The sequence below is a fragment of the Micromonospora inyonensis genome (assembly GCF_900091415.1).
GTDB classification, from domain to species: Bacteria; Actinomycetota; Actinomycetes; order Mycobacteriales; family Micromonosporaceae; genus Micromonospora; species Micromonospora inyonensis.
Genome location: NZ_FMHU01000002.1, coordinates 1,671,669 through 1,689,187 on the forward strand (window position 1 = coordinate 1,671,669; position 17,519 = coordinate 1,689,187).

A 17,519-nucleotide genomic window follows, 5' to 3' on the forward strand; every position below is an offset into this window, starting at 1 on the left:
CCCCTGACACCTTGACGGCTCTCTATGTGAGCGCTAACACTGTTCCCGACGGGTGAGTGGAGGGGTGTCATGAAGGTCTCGGCGGGCTCGGGCGACCGGTACGTGGTCGGCATCGACTTCGGCACGCTGTCCGGCCGGGCGTTGGTGGTCCGGATCGACGACGGCGCCGAACTGGGCACGGCGGTGCACCAGTACCGGCACGGCGTCATGGACACGGTGCTGGCCGCCGATGGTCGACCGCTGCCCGCCGACTGGGCGCTCCAGGACCCGGAGGACTACCGGGACGTGCTGCGGCACGCCGTCCCGGCCGCGCTGGCGGCCAGCGGTGTCGACCCGGCCCGGGTGGTCGGCGTCGGCGTCGACGTCACCGCCTGCACCGTGTTGCCCACCCTCGCCGACGGCACCCCCCTCTGCGAGCTGCCCGAACTGCGCAGCCGCCCGCACGCCTGGGTCAAGTTGTGGAAGCACCACGCCGCCCAACCCCAGGCGGACCGGATCAACGCCCTGGCCCACGAACGCGACGAACCGTGGATCGGCCGGTACGGCGGCAGGATCTCCGCCGAGTGGCAGTACGCCAAGGGGCTGCAACTGCTGGAGGAGGATCCGGAGATCTACCACCGGGCCGACCGGTGGATCGAGGCCGCCGACTGGATCGTCTGGCAGCTCTGCGGCGTCGAGACCCGCAACGTCTGCGCCGCCGGCTACAAGGGCATCCACCAGGACGGCCGGTATCCGTCCCGTGACTACCTCGCCGCGCTGCACCCCGACTTCGCCGATTTCGTCGCCAAGCTGAACGGCCCGCTGGCCCCGCTGGGCGCGCGGGCCGGCGGCCTCACCGCCCGGGCGGCGGCCTGGACCGGCCTGTCCGAGGGCGTCGCCGTCGCGGTCGGCAACGTCGACGCCCACGTCACCGCCGCCGCCGCGCAGGGCCTCGAACCGGGTCGGCTGGTCGCCATCATGGGCACCTCGACCTGCCTCGTGGTCAACGGGACCCGGCCGGCGGAGGTGACCGGCATGTGCGGCGTCGTCGACGGCGGGATCAGCGCCGGCTCCTGGGGCTACGAGGCCGGGCAGAGCGCGGTGGGCGACATCTTCGGCTGGTTCGTCGCGCACGCCGCGCCGGCCGGGTACGCCTCGCACGAGGCGCTGACCGAGGCTGCCGCCGCGCAACCCGTCGGCGCGCACGGCCTGGTGGCGCTGGACTGGTGGAACGGCAACCGGTCCCTGCTGGTCAACCACGACCTCAGCGGCGTGGTGGTCGGGCTGACCCTGGCCACCCGCCCGCCGGACGTCTACCGCGCGCTGCTGGAGTCCACCGCGTACGGCACCCGCATGATCATCGAGGCGTTCGCCGAGGCGGGAGTCCCGGTGCGCGAGCTGATCGTCGCCGGGGGGCTCACCGGCAACCGCCTGCTCATGCAGATCTACGCCGACGTCACGAAACGCCCGCTGGGCATCGTCGGGTCGACCCAGGGGCCGGCGCTGGGCTCGGCGATCCACGCGGCGGTCGCCGCCGGGGCGTACCCCGACGTGCCGGCCGCCTCGGCGGCGATGGGCCGGGTCGACCGGGACGTGTACCAGCCGGACCCGGAGCGGGCCCGCGCCTACGACGCGCTGTACGCCGAGTACCGGCGGCTGCACGACCACTTCGGCCGGGGCGCCGAGGACATGCTCCTGCGCCTGCGTGCCATCCGCAACGCCGCCCGCCGGGCGGCGGACCCCGACCCGGCCGGCCCGGCCGCAGTTTCCCTGGGGGTGGTGGCATGAGTTGCCCTGTGTCAAGCCGCCACTTGATGATCTTGTTTGAGCAGGTGTTGGAGGGCTCGGTGGCGGTCCGGGTCGTAGGGGGTGTTGGTGGTCCAGCACTTCCAGATGATGTCCAGCCAGGCGCGGGCCAGGATACGGACCGCGTGGGGATGGTCGTGGCCGCGGGCTCGGGCTCGTTGGTAGAGGTCGGCGGCCCAGGGGTTGGCGTGGCGGCTGTCACCGGCAAAGTCGCAGACGGCGTCGCGCAGTTGTTTGTCCACGGCCCAGCGGAAGGTCACGATGCGGACTTTGCCGGATTCGCGGGTCGAGGGTGCGACGCCGGCGAGGCAGGCCAGGGACGCCGGGGTGGGGAACCGGCCGCGGGCGTCGCCGATCTCGGCGAGCAGCCGGGCGGCGCGGACGGTGCCGGAGCGGGGCAGGCTGGTGAAGATGTCCCGGTCGGGGTGCAGGTCGAGGGCTTCGGTGATCTGCTGGTTCAGGGCGTCGATCTGGGCCACGATGGCGGCCAGGGTGGCGAGGTAGGCGCGGGTGATGCCGGCCAGGGTCTGTCCGTAGTTTCCGGTGGCGCCGCGAGGCGCGGCGTCGATGCGGGCGTGCAGCACGGCTGGGTCGGTGCGGCCGCAGTAGCTCGCGCTCTTCAGCCAGGCGGCCAGGCGCTTGGGCGACAGCCAGTCCAGGGCATCCTGGGTGGTGAACCGGGTCAGGAACTGCCGGCTGATCGACGAGTCGATCTCGTTGAACAGCTCGACAGTGGCCGGCAGCGTCGTGGCCAGGTGGGCGCGCAGCTGGTTGGCGACCGCGATGCGGTGGGCGACCAGGTCTTTGCGAGCGCGGCACAGCTTGCGCAGCCCGGTGGTTGTCTCGCTGTCCAGCACGAGCGGGGTCAGCCGGCGCCGGTCGGTGCGGACGGTGTCGGCCAGGACGTAGGCGTCAAACCGGTCGTCCTTGTTCCCGGCCGAGCCGTACCGTCGGCGCAGTGCCTTGACCTGCGAGGGTGGGATCACGTACACGGTCGTGTCGGCGGCCAGCAACGCATCTACGATCGGCCCGTCCGGGCGTTCGATGCCGACCGCGTCCACCCGATGCCGGTCAAGCAGGTCGATCAGCCGTCTCAGGCCGGTCCTGGTGTATTTCAGCGCCAGCCGCTCCAGCGGCTCACCGTCGGCGTCGACCACGCAGACCGCGTAGTCGTCCTTGGCCCAGTCCACCCCGGCCGAGTTGCCTCGCGCCGGCACGGCGGTGTCGGTCACACTCATAGTTGCCTCTCCGCTGCGCTACCAGTGGGGAAGCACCTGGCGGTTCCGGGACACCACTGCCGGTCGCTCATTGAGCGGCGCTCGATGGCGCATAGCCCTGTTGCCAGTCGGGGTGTCCCGGGCCGCCGGGCCTCGCAGAACTCATGCTGGACCTCGAAGGTCGAGCGAGCTGGGCGATGGCCCGACGGTCACCGGTGCACTCGAACCAACCTCAGCTCGAGTGAGACAAGGGTGCACCAATGAGCGAGCGCGGCCTCGCCGCACGCGGTGAGGGGGACTGGAAGACCTCGGTGCTGGTGCACACGCTCAAGGCGATGTCGGTCGGCACCGACGGCGGGACGTCCTTCATGGAGGACTACACCTACGACCTGACCCCCGGTCGGGAACTCGTCCTCGGCGCGCACCCGCTCGAGGTCTGCCCGAGCATCGCCGCCGGGACGCCGACCGTGGAGATCCACCCGCTGGGCATCGGCGGCCGGGAGGATCCGATCCGGCTGGTCTTCGACGCCCGGCCCGGCCCGGCGGTGGTGCTCGGCCTGGCCGACCTGGGGGAGCGGTTCCGCCTGGTCGCCAACGAGATCGACGTGGTCGCCCCGCCGGAGCCCCTGCCGAGGCTGCCGGTGGCCCGGGCGGTGTGGCGGCCCCGACCGAACCTGGCCGCCTCGGCGGAGGCGTGGCTCACCGCGGGCGCGCCGCACCACACGGTGCTGTCGCAGGCGGTCGGGGTCGAGGAACTGCACGACCTGACCGAGGTGGTCGCCACCGAACTGGTGGTCATCGACGCCGCGACCACCACCCGGAGGCTGACCGACGAACTCCGGTGGAACCAGGCCTACCACCGCCTGGCCCGGGGGTTCTGAAGCACCACGCCCGCCAGCGGCTCGAATTGATCACGGCCGGCTACGATCTCGAGGAGGGGTGTCATGGGGCAGCAGCCGGCCGCGAAGGCCGCGGTGATGAGTGACGTCGCACGGCTCGCCGGTGTGTCGCACCAGACCGTGTCCCGGGTGCTCAACAACCACCCGAGCGTCCGCCAGGAGACCCGGGAACGGGTGCTGCGCGCGGTGCGTCAGCTCAACTACCGGCCCAACGCCCTGGCCCGTGGGCTCGCCGGCCGGCGCTCCCGGGTCATCGGCGTGGTCAGCTTCGACACCATCCTGTACGGCCCGGCGGCCACCCTGCTCGGCATCGAGCGCGCCGCCCGGGCTGCCGGCTACGGCATCAGCATCGTCACCCTGGAACGGCTCGACCGGGCCGGGATGAGGTCGGCCCTCGACGCGCTGACCGAGCAGTCGGTGGCCGGGGTGGTGCTGATCGCCCCGATGCTGACCGCGGCGATGGCCGTCCACGGGCTGCCGACCGGCGTACCGGCCGTGGTGGTGGAATCCGGCGGGTCCGGCGAACTGCCCAGCATCTCGGTCGACCAGGTCGCCGGGGCCCGGCTGGCCGTCGAGCACCTGCTCTCCCTCGGGCACCCGACGGTGTGGCACATCGCCGGCCCCCGGGACTGGCTGGAGGCCCGCGACCGGGTCGACGGCTGGCGGCTGGCCCTGGAGGTGGCCGGTCGTCCGGTCCCGCCAGTGCTCCAGGGGGACTGGAGCCCGCGTGCCGGCTACGAGATCGGGCAGTCCCTGGCCGACCGGCCGGACGTCACCGCGATCTTCTGCGCCAACGACCAGCAGGCGCTCGGTCTGCTCCGCTCGCTGCACCAACGGGGCGTACGGGTCCCGGAGGACGTCAGCGTGGTCGGATTCGACGACATCCCCGAAGCGGAGTACCTGTCACCACCGTTGACCACCGTCCGGCAGGACTTCGACGAGGTCGGCCGCCGGTGTGTCGCCACCCTGCTGGAGCTGTTCGGTCAGCCCGCCGGCCACTCCACGGACCCCCAGGTCGAACCGACGCTCGTCGTGCGCGCCAGCAGCGGGGTCTCCCGGGGCTGACCGGACCTCCCCGACCCCGTCCCGCCCCGGCCGTCGACCGCCCCGGCCACGGCCGGCTGTCGCCGGTGAGGCGGGGGGTGACCCAGGTGCCCCCGCCGGCCGTCCTCTGACATGATCCTCGGCGTGTGGTCCCGATCTGTCGCCCCGTCCGGCGACCCCGACCCGATGGGCGGCGAGCTGACCGACCGGCTGGTCGACGAGCACACCATCCTCCAGGTGGTCGTGGGTTCCCGCGCCTTCGGTCTGGCCGGTCCGGGCTCGGACACCGACCGGCGCGGGGTGTACGCGCTGCCGGCGGCGGCGTTCTGGCCGCTGACCAAGCCGGCGCCGCACCACGAGGGGCCGTTGCCGGAGCAGTTCCGCTGGGAGGTCGAGCGGGTCTGCGTCCTCGGGTTGGCCGCCAACCCGAACGTCCTGGAGGTCCTGCACTCACCCCTGGTGGAGAGCTGCACCCCGCTCGGCGGGGAACTGCGCGACCTCACGCCGGCGTTCCTGTCCCGCCGGGTCGCCGACACCTACCTGCGCTACGCCACCGCACAGTTCGCCAAGGCGCAGCGTGGCGTCGAGCGCGACGGCACGCCCGTGTGGCGGCACGTGACCCACCTGATCCGACTGCTCGCCGCCGGTGGGCACCTTGTCCGGACCGGGGAACTGGTGCTCGACGTGGGCCCCGACCGGGACCGACTGCTGGCGCTGAAGGCGGGTGCCCTGCCCTGGCCGGAGGTGGTGGCCTGGCGGAACCGGCTCACCGACCGGCTGACCGCAGACCTGGAGCGCAGCCCGCTACCGGAGCACCCCGACACCGACCGCGTCGAACGGTGGCTGGTGTCGGTCCGCCGCCGGTCGGTCGGGGGTCCGGCATGACGGCGCTGGCGGCGGCGGGACTGCCGCCGGGTGTGGACCTCGCGGCCGTGGTGGGGGAGCAGCCGTACCCGTTGCTCTTCGCCACCGTCTCCGGCGCGCACCTGTACGGTTTCCCGTCCCGGGACTCCGACGTGGACCTGCGCGGCGTGCACCTGCTGCCGGTCGCCGACCTGGTCGCGTTGGGCGAGCCGGCGGAGACCCGGGCCGCGATGTGGCACCGCGACGGTGTGGAGCTGGACCTGGTCACCCACGACCTGCGCAAGTTCGCGCGGTTGATGTTGCGGCGCAACGGCTACGTGCTGGAGCAGTTGCTGTCGCCGCTGGTGGTGCGAACCTCACCGGTGCACGCCGCGCTGGTCGAGCTGGCACCGGCGGTGCTGACCCGGCACCACGGCCACCACTACCGTGGCTTCGCCGCCACCCAGCGGCGACTGTTCGAGCGGGCCGGCGAGCTGAAACCGCTGCTCTACACCTTCCGGGCCCTGCTGACGGGCGTCCACCTGATGCAGACCGGCCGGGTCGAGGCGCACCTGCCGACCCTGCTCGACGCCGAGCGGGCCCCGGCGTACCTGGCCGACCTGGTCGCGGCGAAACGCACCGCCGAACACGGCCCCCTCGGCGACCTGGTCCCGCCCGACGTCCTCGCCGGGGACCTGGACGCGCTGACCGCCCGGCTGGAGCGGGCCCAGCAGGACAGCGCACTGCCGGACCAGCCGTCCGGCACCCGGGACCTGGACGCGCTCGTGACCCGGGTCCGGCTGGCGGAGTACGCCGGATGACGCCGGCCCGGGCGACACTGCCCGGGCCGGCGACCGGCGGTCAGCCGACCCCACCGGCACGATCCGGTGGCCACGGTGGATGCGAGGGGGGCGGAGCCGTCGGCGCTCGGTGACCCGATTCCCGCGCCGGGTCGACCGCGTGCGGACGCCGTGCCGGGTTCGACGTGGTGCGCCCCCGCTTGAACGCCGGTGGGGCGGGGTGGATGCTGTATCGACGTCTACCAATATTGGCCAGCGGAGGTCCGTATGCGTCGTTCCCCGTTCCCCGCCCTTCTCGCGGCGGTGCTGCTCCTCGCCGCGCCGGCGGCGGCCCACGCCCGACCCGCCGTCGGCGACCCGGCCTGGGCGGCGGCGGTCCTCGCCGGGGTGCGTACCGCCGGCACGGCCTGGGGTCACGAGCCGGCGACCGGGCGGATGACCCTCACCGTCGACGACACCGTCGGCGCCGCGGAGGTGGCCGCGTTGCGCGCGACCGTCGCACGGGCCGGTGCCGTGCTGCGCCACGAGCCGGGCCGGCTGACCACTCTCATCGCCGGTGGCGAGGCCATCTACGCCGGTGGCGGTCGCTGCTCGCTGGGCGCGAACGTCCGCAGTGGCAGCACCTGGTACTTCGTCACGGCCGGACACTGCACCGCTGCCGGCAGCACGTGGTATGCCAACGGTGGCCAGAGCACCGTGCTCGGCAGCCGCGCCGGCAGCAGCTTCCCGGGCAACGACTACGGCATCGTCCGGTATACGAACACCTCGATCGCCCACCCGAGCGCGGTCCACACCTACCCCGGCCTGCTCACCATCAACGGCGTCGGCAGCCCCTACGTCGGTCAGCGGGCCTGCCGCAGCGGCTCGACCACCGGCGTGCGGTGCGGCTTCGTCCAGTCGCTGAACGTGACGGTGAACTACAGCGAGGGCGTGGTGTCCGGGCTGATCCGGACCAACATCTGCGCCGAGCCGGGTGACAGCGGTGGTCCGCTCTGCGACCCGGCCACCGGTCGGATCCTCGGCATCCTCTCCGGGGGCAGCGGCAACTGCACCACCGGCGGCACCTCTCACTTCCAGCCGATCATGGAGATCCTCTCCGCGTACGGCGTGACCCTGCCCTGACCGGCCCGCCTGCCCCGCTCCCCGGCCGGGGAGCGGGGCAGGCGGAGCGGGGACGGCGACAGTGACGTTCCCGGATCAGCAGAACCAGCCGTCCTGCACCCAACCGCGCCGGTTGATCTGGCCGTAGGCGAAACCGTAGATGTAGCCGCCGCTGCGGGGGCCCTCGACCAGGAACGTCTGGCCCCGGTAGAGGGTGCCCATCCAGGCGCCGTTCGGCTCGGTGCGGACGAACAGGTCCCCGGCGCAGACCGTCTCCCGCTCGCCGATGGTGCCGTACGCCGCCGAGGCGGCGGTGGGGGTGAGCGCGACCGTGGCGACCACCGCCGTGACGGCCGCGCCGATCCGGCGGGCGACGGGGTTCACCATGAGTCGTACCCTCCGATGCACTCGTACCGCAGGTAGCCCCAGTCGTTGGGGCCGAAGTCGAAGGACGCCGCCCAGCCGTTGTAGACCGGGTGTGCCCCCGGCGTGTGGCCGATCTTGTCGCCGTAGTAGAGGACGCGCTTGAGGCCGGACGGGCCGGTGGAGGAGTTGTAGTTGGCGTAGAAGCTGGCGCTCTGGCACACCACGATCGCGTGCCGGGGCACCGCCGTGTCGGCCCGGGCGGCGGTGGCGCCGAGCGGGATGGTCAGTGCGCCGGCCGTCAGGGCGGCGGCGAGTCGCAGCGTCGGTCGTCGTCTTTCCACGGGGCCTCCGATCAGCGGCGAAGGGGTGGCCCCAGGTTACCAATCAAATTGATGGACATAAATAGTTCCGGGTGGCCCGGGGGCGCCGCCGCCTCCGGACCACCCGGCCGGTCACGAGTCCCGTCCCGCTCCGCGCGCCCGTCCCACCTGCCGACGGGCCTCCTGCCGGGCCTGCGCCTGCCGGTCCGGGGCCGTCGGCCCGGGCCCCGACGACCCGCCGGCTCCGGTGGCCAGCGGTGCCAGGTGGGCGGCCATGTCCCGGATCGTCGGCAGGCGGAAGAGATCCACCACGTCGACATCCCGGTCGAACGCCCGGCGGAGCACCCCGCTCAACCTGATCATCAGAAGGGAGTCCCCGCCCGCGTCGAAGAAGTTCCGGTCGGCTCCGACCGACCGTCCCAGCACCGTCGTCCAGGCCTGCGCCACCAGCCGTTGCGCCGCCACCGCCGGATCGACCCGGTCCGACGTCCGCTCCGCCTGCGCCACCGCGTCGGCCCGCTCCGCCCGTGTGACGGCACCGAGTACGGCGCGACGGTTCACCTTGCCCGACGGCAGCCGCGGCAGCGCGTCCACCAGTGCCAGTCGGTCGGGCCGAAGCCGCGCCGGAAGCAGCCCCGCCAGGTGGGACCGCAACCCGGCAACGGTGGTCCCGGCCCCCGGGACCGGCACCGCCGCCGCGACCAGGTCCCCGGTGGGGGAGCAGACCACGACAGCGTCTGCCACCTCCGGGTGCCGGCAGAGCGTGGCCTGCGCCTCGACCGGTGGCCTCGGCTCCCCGTCCCGCCGGGGGCACTCGTCGACCCGACCCACCCACCGCAGCACGCCGTCGGCGTCGCGGCGGACCAGGTCGTCGGTGACGACCATCCGCCGACCGGGCGTGGCCGCGAACGGGTCGGGCAGGTAGCGCTCCGCCGTCAGCGAGGGCTGCCCGTGGTAGCCCCGGGTCACGGCCCCGCCGCCCAGGTGCAGGCGACCGACCACCCCCACCGGTACCGGCCGCAGCGCGTCGTCCAGCACGTACGTCGTGGTGTCCGGACGGGGCTCGCCGAGCGCCCGGGGATCGTCGTCGAGGCACGTGCCGGCCAGCGCCGGCCCGCCGACCTCGGCCGCGCTCCACGCCGACCAGCAGGCCGCGACGGTCGGTACGGGCCCGGTGACCGGCCCGCCGGTGAGCAGCAGCGCGGCGGCGTCCCCGGCCGGTCCGGGCGGGCCGATCCGGACGCTGGGACCGCCCGCCGAGCCTCCCGCCTCGGCCGAGCCTCCCGCCTCGGCCGAGCCTCCCGCCTCGGCCGAGCCTCCCGCCTCGGCCGAGCCTCCCGCCGTGGCCGCGGCGACACCGCGTGCGCTGCCGGTGTCCACCAGCACCGTCCCCCCGACGGCCAGCGGCGCCAGAATCTGGCAGAGAGCGAGGTGACCGTCCGGCGGCGCGTCGACCCGCACCGCGTCGAAGGTGCCGGCCGGCCAGCCGTCCACCAGCCAGTCCGCCAGGCCGGCGAGGTTGCCGTGGGTCACCACCACCGGCCTCGACTCCTCCTCCAGCCCGGCCGAGTGCACGACCGCCGCCGCACGTCCCGCGCACCAGCCGGGCGGCGGGACGGCGGCGGGAGCCGCCGGCACCGCGTCCACCAGGATCGTCGGCACGCCGACCGACGCCCCGTACCCGGCCGTCGCCGCCGTCACCAGGAGAGCCACCAGCTCGGCGTCCGCCGCCTGGAGGCGCAACCGCATCCGCGCCGCCGCCGGGTCCAGCGGCACCGCCACCCCGCCCGCCCACAGCACCCCGAGCAGCGCCGCCACCAGGTCGGGCGACGGGGGCAGGCAGATCCCCACCGGTGACTCGACGGCCACCCCGCGTCCCCGCAGCGCCCCGGCGATCGCCCCGGCCCGTGCGACCAGGTCGCCGTAGTCCAGACTCCCGGCCGTGGCGCGGACCGCCACCGAGTGGGGCGTCCGCTCGGCGTGGGCAGCGACACGGGCGAGCAGGCCGGGCCCGGTCGGAGCCGACACCGGCGTCCTGTCGCCCGGAGCGCTGCCGCCGCCGGTCACCGCTCGGCTCCGTCCCCGGCCGGCGTCGGCAGCTCCGCCATCGGCCGGTCAGGTGTCGCCACCGCCCCGTGCAGCAGCAGCTCCAACTGCTGCCACATCCGGTCGATCGTCGCGGCCGTGAAGAGGTCGCTGTTGTACTCGATCATGCCGTAGACGCTGTCCTCGCCGGCCTCGTCGAAGTAGCCGATGCTCAGGTCGATGGTGACGGTCTGCTTCTCCAACATCAGCGGTTCCAGGTCGAGGCCCGCCATCGACAGGGGAGCCTCGTGCCGGAAGTCGACCATGATGAAGGCCGCCCGGTAGAGCGCACCGAGTCCCACGCCCCGCCCGATGTTCAGCTCGTCGAGGATCACGCCGATCGGGATGTCGTGGTGGTCCAGGGCGCCGGTCATCGTCCGGCGCGTCGCGGCCACCAGCTCCCGGAACGTCAGCTCCGACCGGACGGTGGTCCGCAGCGGCAGCATCGTCAGGAAGAGCCCCATCAACGGTTCGGTCTCCGCCCGCCGCCGGGTGGACGAGTTGGTGCCCACCACCACGTCCTCCGCGCCGGTGAGCCGGTGCAGGAGGAACTTCCAGACCGCGAGGAGCACCACGTTCAGCGTGGTCCGTTCCTCGTGGGCGAACCGGCGCAGCGCCCCGGTCAACTCCGGTGACAGCCGGAAGTAGTGCTGGCCGGACCGGTTGGTGGCACCCCGCCGCTCCGGGTGGTCGGTCGGCAGCTCCGGCGCCGGCGGCGTGCCGGCCAACTGGCGCCGCCAGTACGGCAGGTGCCGGACCCGGACCTCCCGCTCGATCCACTCCGGCTGCCACTCGGCGTAGTCGCCGTACTGGATCGGCAGCGGCGGCGGGTCGTACGTCCCACCCTCGACGTAGGCCCGGTAGAACCCGGCCACCTCCTGCCCGAAGATGCCCATCGACGCCCGGTCCCAGATCATGTGGTCGAAGATGCGGACCAGCACGTGCTCGTCGTCGGCCAGCCGGATCGCCAGCATCCGCAGCAGTGGGCCGGCGTCCAGGTAGAACGGACGGTTTCCCTCCGCCCGCGCCTCCTGCCACATCCGCTCCTCCCGCCGCTCCGGCGGCAGGTCGCTCAGGTCGATCGTCCGGACGGCGAACGGCAGGTGCGGGTGGATCACCTGGACCGGCTGGTCGCCGTCCAGTTCGAACGTGCTCCGCAACACCTCGTGCCGGGCCATCACGGCGTGTACCGCGCGGGTGAGGGCGTCGAGGTCCAGCCGGCCGCGCAGTCGCCACGCCGACGGCACGTTGTGCGCCGGGGCGTCCGGCTGGCGTTGACGGTGCAGCCAGATCCGCTCCTGGGCATCGGTGAGCCGGGCCCGGTCACGCCGGGCGCGACGGGGGATGGCACCCACCGACGTCGCGCGCTGCCGGTCGGCGAGCCGACGGTCCAGCAGGGCCCGCTGCGCGGGGGTGAGCCGCTCCAGCCGGGCCGACAGGTCAGTCATCCGTGGGTTCCTCCGAGCTCTGGTAACGGTTGCGCAGGTCGTCGAGGTGGTCCAGACCGTCGCGTACGGTGTCGGGCGACAAACCGAAGTCGACCAGGCAGGCGATCTCGTCGACGCCGACGTCGACCAGGTCCTCCACCAGGGCCTCGCACTTGTCCGGCGTGCCGAGCAGCGCCAGCGACTGGAAGTAGCGTTCGAAGGTGGCGTCGAGCATCGCCGCCCGGGCGTCGTCGTCGAGCGCGCCGAACCCGCCCTCGATCCCCTGGTGCTGCCGCAGGAACGTGCCGAGGTAGTCGATCAGCGGCTCCCGTACCAGCGCCCGGACCTCCGTGTCGCTCGGGCCGAGGAAGGTGTGCACCATGGCGGTGACCGTGCCGGCGGCCGGGTCGTGTCCGCCCGCCGCCCGGGCCGCCCGGTAGGCGGTGATCTTCTCACCCAGCTCGCTGAGCCGGTGCCCGATCACGCCCGTCAGCACGTTCGCCCCGATCGCGCCGGCCCGCTCGAACGTCTCCACCGAACCCGCCGCCGAGACCCACACGGGAAGCTCCGGCTGCAACGGCCGGGGCAGCGTACGGACCGCGCGGACGCTGCCGTCCGGGCGCGACACGTCGATCGTCTCGCCGGCCCAGAGGCGCTGGATCGTCTCGATCGCCGCGAACATGGCGTCCTTGCGCCCCGGATAGCCGGCCGGCCCGTCCGGTGCGAGGACGAAATCGTCCGGATGCCACCCGGAGGCGGCCGAGATGGCCGCCCGCCCACCGGAGAGGTTGTCCACCACCGCCCACTCCTCGGCGACCCGCACCGGATGGTGCAGCGGCAGGACGACGCTGCCGGCCCTCAACTGCACCCGCCGGGTGGTCACTGCCAGTGCCGCTGCCAGCAGCGACGGGTTCGGGTACAGGCCACCGAAGTCGACGAAGTGCCGCTCGGGCACCCAGACCGCGGCGAAGCCCCGCTCGTCGGCGAACCGGGCGCAGTCCAGCAGGAGCCGGTACTTCTCCCCGTCCCGCGTCGAGCCGTCCCCGGAGAAGAAGAACAGGCTGAACGCCATCCGGCTGGTGGGGCGTCGCCGCCGGCCCGGCCGGGCCGCCGTCGCGCGGGTCGGTGACGCGGCCAGCTCGGGCGGCAGGCTGACGGCACGGGCCCGCATCGCCTGCTCCAGGGCCGCCCGGCGTTCGGGGGAGAGGGCGGCGAGCCGCCGGTTCAGGTCCGTGACCGAGGGACGCTCAGACATGGTCACCGCCTCCGATGCCACCCGCGGCCGGAATGGCCTCGATCTCCGCCAGCAGCGCCTCGAACTCGTCGAGCCCGATGCCCTCGCCCTGCCACGCCCGGATCGCCGCCGCCAGGCCGCTCACGGTCGGCGCCTCGAAGATGACGCTCATCGGCAGGTCGCCGAAGCGTTGCCGCAGCCGGGCGATGATCTGCATGGCGAACAGCGAGTTCCCGCCGAGCTGGTAGAAGTCGTCCTCCGGACCGAATCCCGACACGCCCAGCACCTCCTGCCACACCTCGGCGACGGACCGCTCGACCTCGTCGTCGATGTCGGCGGTGGCCAGCAGCGGATCGTGCGTCTCCGTCCGGTCCGGTACCGGCACCGCCGCGCCAGCCACGTCCGTCGGCGGCCCGGCGACGACCACCTGCGGCACGCCGCCGCCGAGCGCCGCCCGGAGGACCGCCACCGGCCCCGCCGGGCCGTCCGGATCGACCCCGGAGCACAGCCGTACGGCGGTCGTGGCCGGTCCCTCGGCACAGCGCTGCTCGGCGAACGCCCCCACGGCGGTGGCGACCGCCTCCTCCACCAGCGGGTCGCCGCCGCCGGCACCGGTGACCAGCAGCAGCACGTCGAGGTCGTCACCGGCCAGCAGGTCGGCCAGGGCCCGGATCCGGTCGATCGACCGACCGAACACGACCGGCTCGGACGGTGCGTCCACGACGTGCACGACGCCACGGAGCGGACCGACCCGGTCCCGGGCCGTGTCGACCAGCCGGCGCAGCCCGTCGGCATCGGTCGGGTCGGCCGGCACCCAGCTCACCGCCTCCGGCCGGGAGTCGAGCAGCCCCGCCAGCTGAGCGGCGAGAGGACGACCGGTGGCCCCCGGGCCGGTCGGATCGGGCAGCTCCGGACCGCCGGCCAGCACCACCCGGGCGCCCGAGCGCGCCAGTTCCGCCCCGAGCCGCAGCCCGGCCTCCCGGTCGGCCCCGGTCACCAGGTAACCGCCGTCCGGCACCACACCGGCCGGGCCGGTCGGCGCGGGCACGAGGGCACGCCGGAACCGCCGCGCGCCCCGGTACGCCACGTGGGTGTCCGGTGTCTGCGCCGCCAGTTCGGCGAGGAGCAGGGCGCGCTGACGGTCTTGGTCCGCGTCGCCGGTCACCTCGCCGACGTCCACGAAGTGGAAGCGCACCGTCGGGTACCGCCCGGCGAGCACGGCGGCGACCCCGTCCAGCGCGGCCCGGTGCGGTGCCCGGACGCGGGAGCCGGCGACCTCCCGCAACTCCTCGGTCAGGACGTCCACGCGGACCGGGCGGTCCGGTGCCGACGTGTGCAGGGCCCGCGTGAGACCCACCAGCGCCGCCACCGCGACGTCCACGTTCTCGTCCCCGCTGTCCCAGGCGTGCAGCACCCGGTCCACCGGCCCGTCGGCCGGGCGATCCCGGAAGAGGCGTTCCCAGGTCTCCGGCCGTGCCGCGTCGTCGCGGTCCGGCCCGTCGGTTCGCGCGATCCGACGCACCGGGTGGCCGGCCGCGCGCAGCGCGTCGGCGACGTCGCCACCCCACCCCGGCTCGTCGCCGAGCACCAGCCAGCCGCACCGGTCCGGCACGCGGGCCCCGTCGCGGGGGAGCGCCGCCGGGAACCAGACCGGCGTCCGGGCCGGCGGGTCGGTCGGCTGCACCGTCGTCGCCCGGGGCAGCAGGAACCCGGTACGGATGAACGGGTACGTGGGCAGCGGGGTCCGCCGCCGGGGGACACCACCGTGCAGGGCGGCCCAGTCCACCTCGACGCCGTGCTGCCACAGCTCGGCCAGGGCGGTGAGCACGCTCCGCTGCTCGTCGTGGACGCCCGTGCCGTCGGGCCGCTCCACCGGACCGGGTGGCGGCGCCAGCATCGCCACCACCGGTGGCCGGCTGTCGTACGCGCCGGCCCGCACCAGATTGCCGAGCCCGCGGCCCGGACCCACCTCCACGAAGAGCGGGTTCGGGCACGCCGCGGCCACCGCGACGCCGGCCGCGAACCGCACCTGCCCACGGACGTGGGCCACCCAGTACTGCGGGTCGGTGGCCTGCTCGTCGGTGATCCACGTCCCGGTCAGGTTGGACAGGAACCGGACCGTCGGCGGACGCAGCCGGACGGTGCGCAGCACGTCGGCGAACGCGCGCAGCGCCGGTTCGGTGTGGACGGTGTGGAAGGCCCGCCGGACCGGCAGGACACGGGTCACCGCGCCGACCTCGGCGAGTCGCCGCTGGACCACCGCCATCTCCGCCTCGTCGCCGGCGACGACGCAGGAGGAGTGTGCGTTGACCGCCGCGATGGTGCCGTGTCCGGCCAGCACCGCCCGCAACCTGTCCTCGCCGAGGGCCACCGAGACCATCCGACCCGGCGGCAACTCCTGCATCAACCGGGCGCGGGCCGCCACCACCCGCGCCGCGTCCGCCAGGTCGAACACCCCGGCCAGGCAGGCGGCCACCAGCTCGCCGAGGCTGTGGCCGACCATCGCGTCCGGCTCGACCCCCCAGGACCGCAGCAACTGGGCGCAGGCGTAGTCGAGACAGAACATCGCCGGCTGCGCGTAGCCCGTCTCCGCCGACGGATCGTCGGACAGCTTCGACCCGTCCCGGCCGACGAGCAGCGCCCGCAGGTCCCAGTCCAGATGCGGGGCGAAGGCGGCCACGCACTCCTCCACGGCCGCGCGGAACACCGGCTCGCTGTCGTAGAGCCGGGCGCCGACACCGGCGAACCGGGTGCCCTGGCCGGGGAGGAGGAACACCACGTGCGGCGTCCCGTCGACGACCGTCCCGGTCGAGGTGGACCGCAGCGCCGCCACGGCGTCGACCGCGTCGGTGGTGACGACGGCCCGCCGGTGCCCGAACCGGGCCCGTCCGACCTGGAGCGTCCACGCCGTGTCGGCCAGGACGGCCGGCCCGGGTGCCGTCCGGGTCAGGTGGTCGGCCAGGCGCGCGGCGGCGGCGGTCAGCTCGTCGGCCGTCCGGGCCGCCAGGGGCAGCAGCTGGACGGGACGGTTCGGGGCGGGGGCCGGATGCGACGGAGCCGCCTCCAGGATCAGGTGCGCGTTGGTGCCGCCCATGCCGAAGGAGCTGATGCCGGCTCGGGGCGGGTGGTCGGTGACCGGCCACGGTTCGCCGTCTGCGCTGATCCGGAACGGGCTGTCGGGCTGCTCCAGCGCCGGGTTGAGGCGCTGGAAGTGCAGCGTGCCCGGGACGAACCGGTGCTCGAGCGCCAGTGTCGTCTTGATCAGGCCGGCGACCCCGGCGGCGGCGTCCAGGTGACCGATGCTGGACTTGACCGCCCCGACCCGGCAGGAGCCGGCGGGCACCGGGCCGAGCGCCTCCGCCAGCGCCCGCAGTTCGATCGGGTCGCCGAGCGCGGTTCCGGTGCCGTGCGCCTCGACGTAGTCGACCGTCTCCGGGGCGACCCCCGCGACGGCCAGCGCGTCCCGGATCACCGCCACCTGACCCGTGGTGGAGGGTGCGGTGATGCCCACCTTCGCCGACCCGTCGTTGTTGACCGCCGAACCCCGGATGACCGCGTGCACGTGGTCGCCGTCGGCGAGCGCGTCGGCGAGGCGCTTGAGCACCACCACCCCGACGCCGTCTCCGGCCACCGTGCCGGTGGCGTCGGCGTCGAAGGGCCGGCACCGCCCGTCCCGGGACAGGATGCCGCCCTCCTCGTGCCGGTAGCCGGTGGGGTCGAGCTGCCGGACCGTCGCGCCACCGGCGAGTGCCGTGTCGCACTCGTGGGTGAGCAGGCTCTGACAGGCCAGGTGCACCGCCACCAGCGACGACGAGCAGGCCGACGAGACGGTCAGGCTCGGACCGGTGAGGTTGAGCTTGTACGAGACCCGCAACGCCAGCATGCCGGCGTCGTTGCCGACCGACATCTGCAACGGGTGGGCGATGCGCGCGGCCCGTTCGGAGGGGAGGACCCGCTCGGCGAGGTGACCGCTCGACGAGGTGGCGGCGAAGACCCCGACCCGGCCGTGCTCGCCGCCCGGGGCCCGCCCGGCGTGCTCCATCGCGGTCCAGCAGCACTCCAGGAAGAGACGGTGCTGCGGATCGGTCACCTCCGCCTCGGCCGGGCCGACGTCGAAGAAATCGGCGGCGAACAGACCGGGCGCGGTGAGCGGGAAACCGGTGCGCACGTACGCCGGATCGGCGAGGTCCGCCGCCGGGACGCCCGCCGCGAGCAGCTTGTCGTCCGGGTACGTGGTCGAGCCCTCGGCACCGGTCACCAGTCCCCGCCAGAACTCGTCGACGGAGTCGAATCCGGCCAGGCGGCCACTCATGCCGATGATGGCCACGCTGTCGTGGATCGTCGACTCTACGTCGTCGCTCATGTCAGGCCCCTCGCTGTGTGTGAGTAGGTGGGTGG

At 74.1% G+C, this 17,519-nt stretch carries 12 protein-coding genes and 1 pseudogene; 6 read left to right on the top strand and 7 right to left on the bottom strand.

The window, feature by feature from the left end; all coding sequences use genetic code 11:
- Positions 1-69: 69 nt before the first annotated feature.
- Entirely contained in the window at positions 70-1,767 is a 1,698-nt protein-coding gene (gene araB, locus GA0074694_RS21930) for a ribulokinase (RefSeq protein WP_091461344.1), read from the top strand.
- An 11-nt stretch (positions 1,768-1,778) separates the two neighbouring features.
- Here araB and GA0074694_RS21935 read toward each other — a convergent pair whose 3' ends face one another.
- Positions 1,779-3,023, bottom strand: a complete 1,245-nt coding sequence (locus GA0074694_RS21935; RefSeq protein WP_091461346.1) for an IS110 family RNA-guided transposase — start codon at positions 3,021-3,023, stop codon at positions 1,779-1,781.
- A 251-nt stretch (positions 3,024-3,274) separates the two neighbouring features.
- On the opposite strand from GA0074694_RS21935, the pseudogene GA0074694_RS21940 reads away from it, so the two are divergent.
- From GA0074694_RS21940 to GA0074694_RS21960, 5 genes and pseudogenes are all read left to right on the top strand, one after another.
- Positions 3,275-3,883, top strand: a pseudogene (locus GA0074694_RS21940) (L-arabinose isomerase); the annotation flags it as partial.
- A 63-nt stretch (positions 3,884-3,946) separates the two neighbouring features.
- Positions 3,947-4,966 (top strand): LacI family DNA-binding transcriptional regulator, encoded by a 1,020-nt coding sequence (locus GA0074694_RS21945; RefSeq protein ID WP_091461348.1) that lies wholly within the window; start codon positions 3,947-3,949, stop codon positions 4,964-4,966.
- Positions 4,967-5,131: 165 nt separating this feature from the next.
- Positions 5,132-5,830 carry a nucleotidyltransferase domain-containing protein gene (locus tag GA0074694_RS21950; RefSeq protein WP_091463624.1) on the top strand — a complete coding sequence of 233 codons (699 nt, stop codon included), beginning with the start codon at positions 5,132-5,134 and terminating at the stop codon, positions 5,828-5,830.
- On the top strand, positions 5,827-6,609 hold the full coding sequence (locus GA0074694_RS21955) for a nucleotidyltransferase domain-containing protein (protein WP_091463623.1): 783 nt from the start codon (positions 5,827-5,829) through the stop codon (positions 6,607-6,609). The genes GA0074694_RS21950 and GA0074694_RS21955 overlap by 4 nt, the downstream gene beginning before the upstream one ends.
- 246 nt (positions 6,610-6,855) lie before the next feature.
- Positions 6,856-7,710: a S1 family peptidase gene (locus tag GA0074694_RS21960; RefSeq protein WP_091461350.1), complete on the top strand. Its 855-nt coding sequence runs from the start codon at positions 6,856-6,858 to the stop codon at positions 7,708-7,710.
- Positions 7,711-7,785: 75 nt separating this feature from the next.
- Here the strand turns inward: GA0074694_RS21960 and GA0074694_RS21965 are convergent, their stop codons facing one another.
- From GA0074694_RS21965 to GA0074694_RS21990, 6 genes are all read right to left on the bottom strand, one after another.
- Positions 7,786-8,076, bottom strand: coding sequence for a hypothetical protein (locus tag GA0074694_RS21965; protein WP_091461352.1), 291 nt, complete (start codon positions 8,074-8,076; stop codon positions 7,786-7,788).
- A complete protein-coding gene (locus GA0074694_RS21970; protein ID WP_245714847.1) occupies positions 8,070-8,396 on the bottom strand; it encodes a hypothetical protein in 327 nt (108 codons plus the stop codon). Before GA0074694_RS21970 ends, GA0074694_RS21965 begins: the two co-directional genes overlap by 7 nt.
- 111 nt (positions 8,397-8,507) lie before the next feature.
- On the bottom strand, positions 8,508-10,403 hold the full coding sequence (locus GA0074694_RS21975; RefSeq protein ID WP_176738066.1) for a non-ribosomal peptide synthetase: 1,896 nt from the start codon (positions 10,401-10,403) through the stop codon (positions 8,508-8,510).
- Positions 10,404-10,438: 35 nt separating this feature from the next.
- Positions 10,439-11,908: a condensation domain-containing protein gene (locus tag GA0074694_RS21980; RefSeq protein WP_091461356.1), complete on the bottom strand. Its 1,470-nt coding sequence runs from the start codon at positions 11,906-11,908 to the stop codon at positions 10,439-10,441.
- On the bottom strand, positions 11,901-13,142 hold the full coding sequence (locus tag GA0074694_RS21985; protein ID WP_091463631.1) for a MupA/Atu3671 family FMN-dependent luciferase-like monooxygenase: 1,242 nt from the start codon (positions 13,140-13,142) through the stop codon (positions 11,901-11,903). The genes GA0074694_RS21980 and GA0074694_RS21985 overlap by 8 nt, the downstream gene beginning before the upstream one ends.
- Positions 13,135-17,484, bottom strand: coding sequence for a type I polyketide synthase (locus GA0074694_RS21990; RefSeq protein ID WP_091461358.1), 4,350 nt, complete (start codon positions 17,482-17,484; stop codon positions 13,135-13,137). The genes GA0074694_RS21985 and GA0074694_RS21990 overlap by 8 nt, the downstream gene beginning before the upstream one ends.
- Between the last annotated feature and the right edge of the window lie 35 nt (positions 17,485-17,519).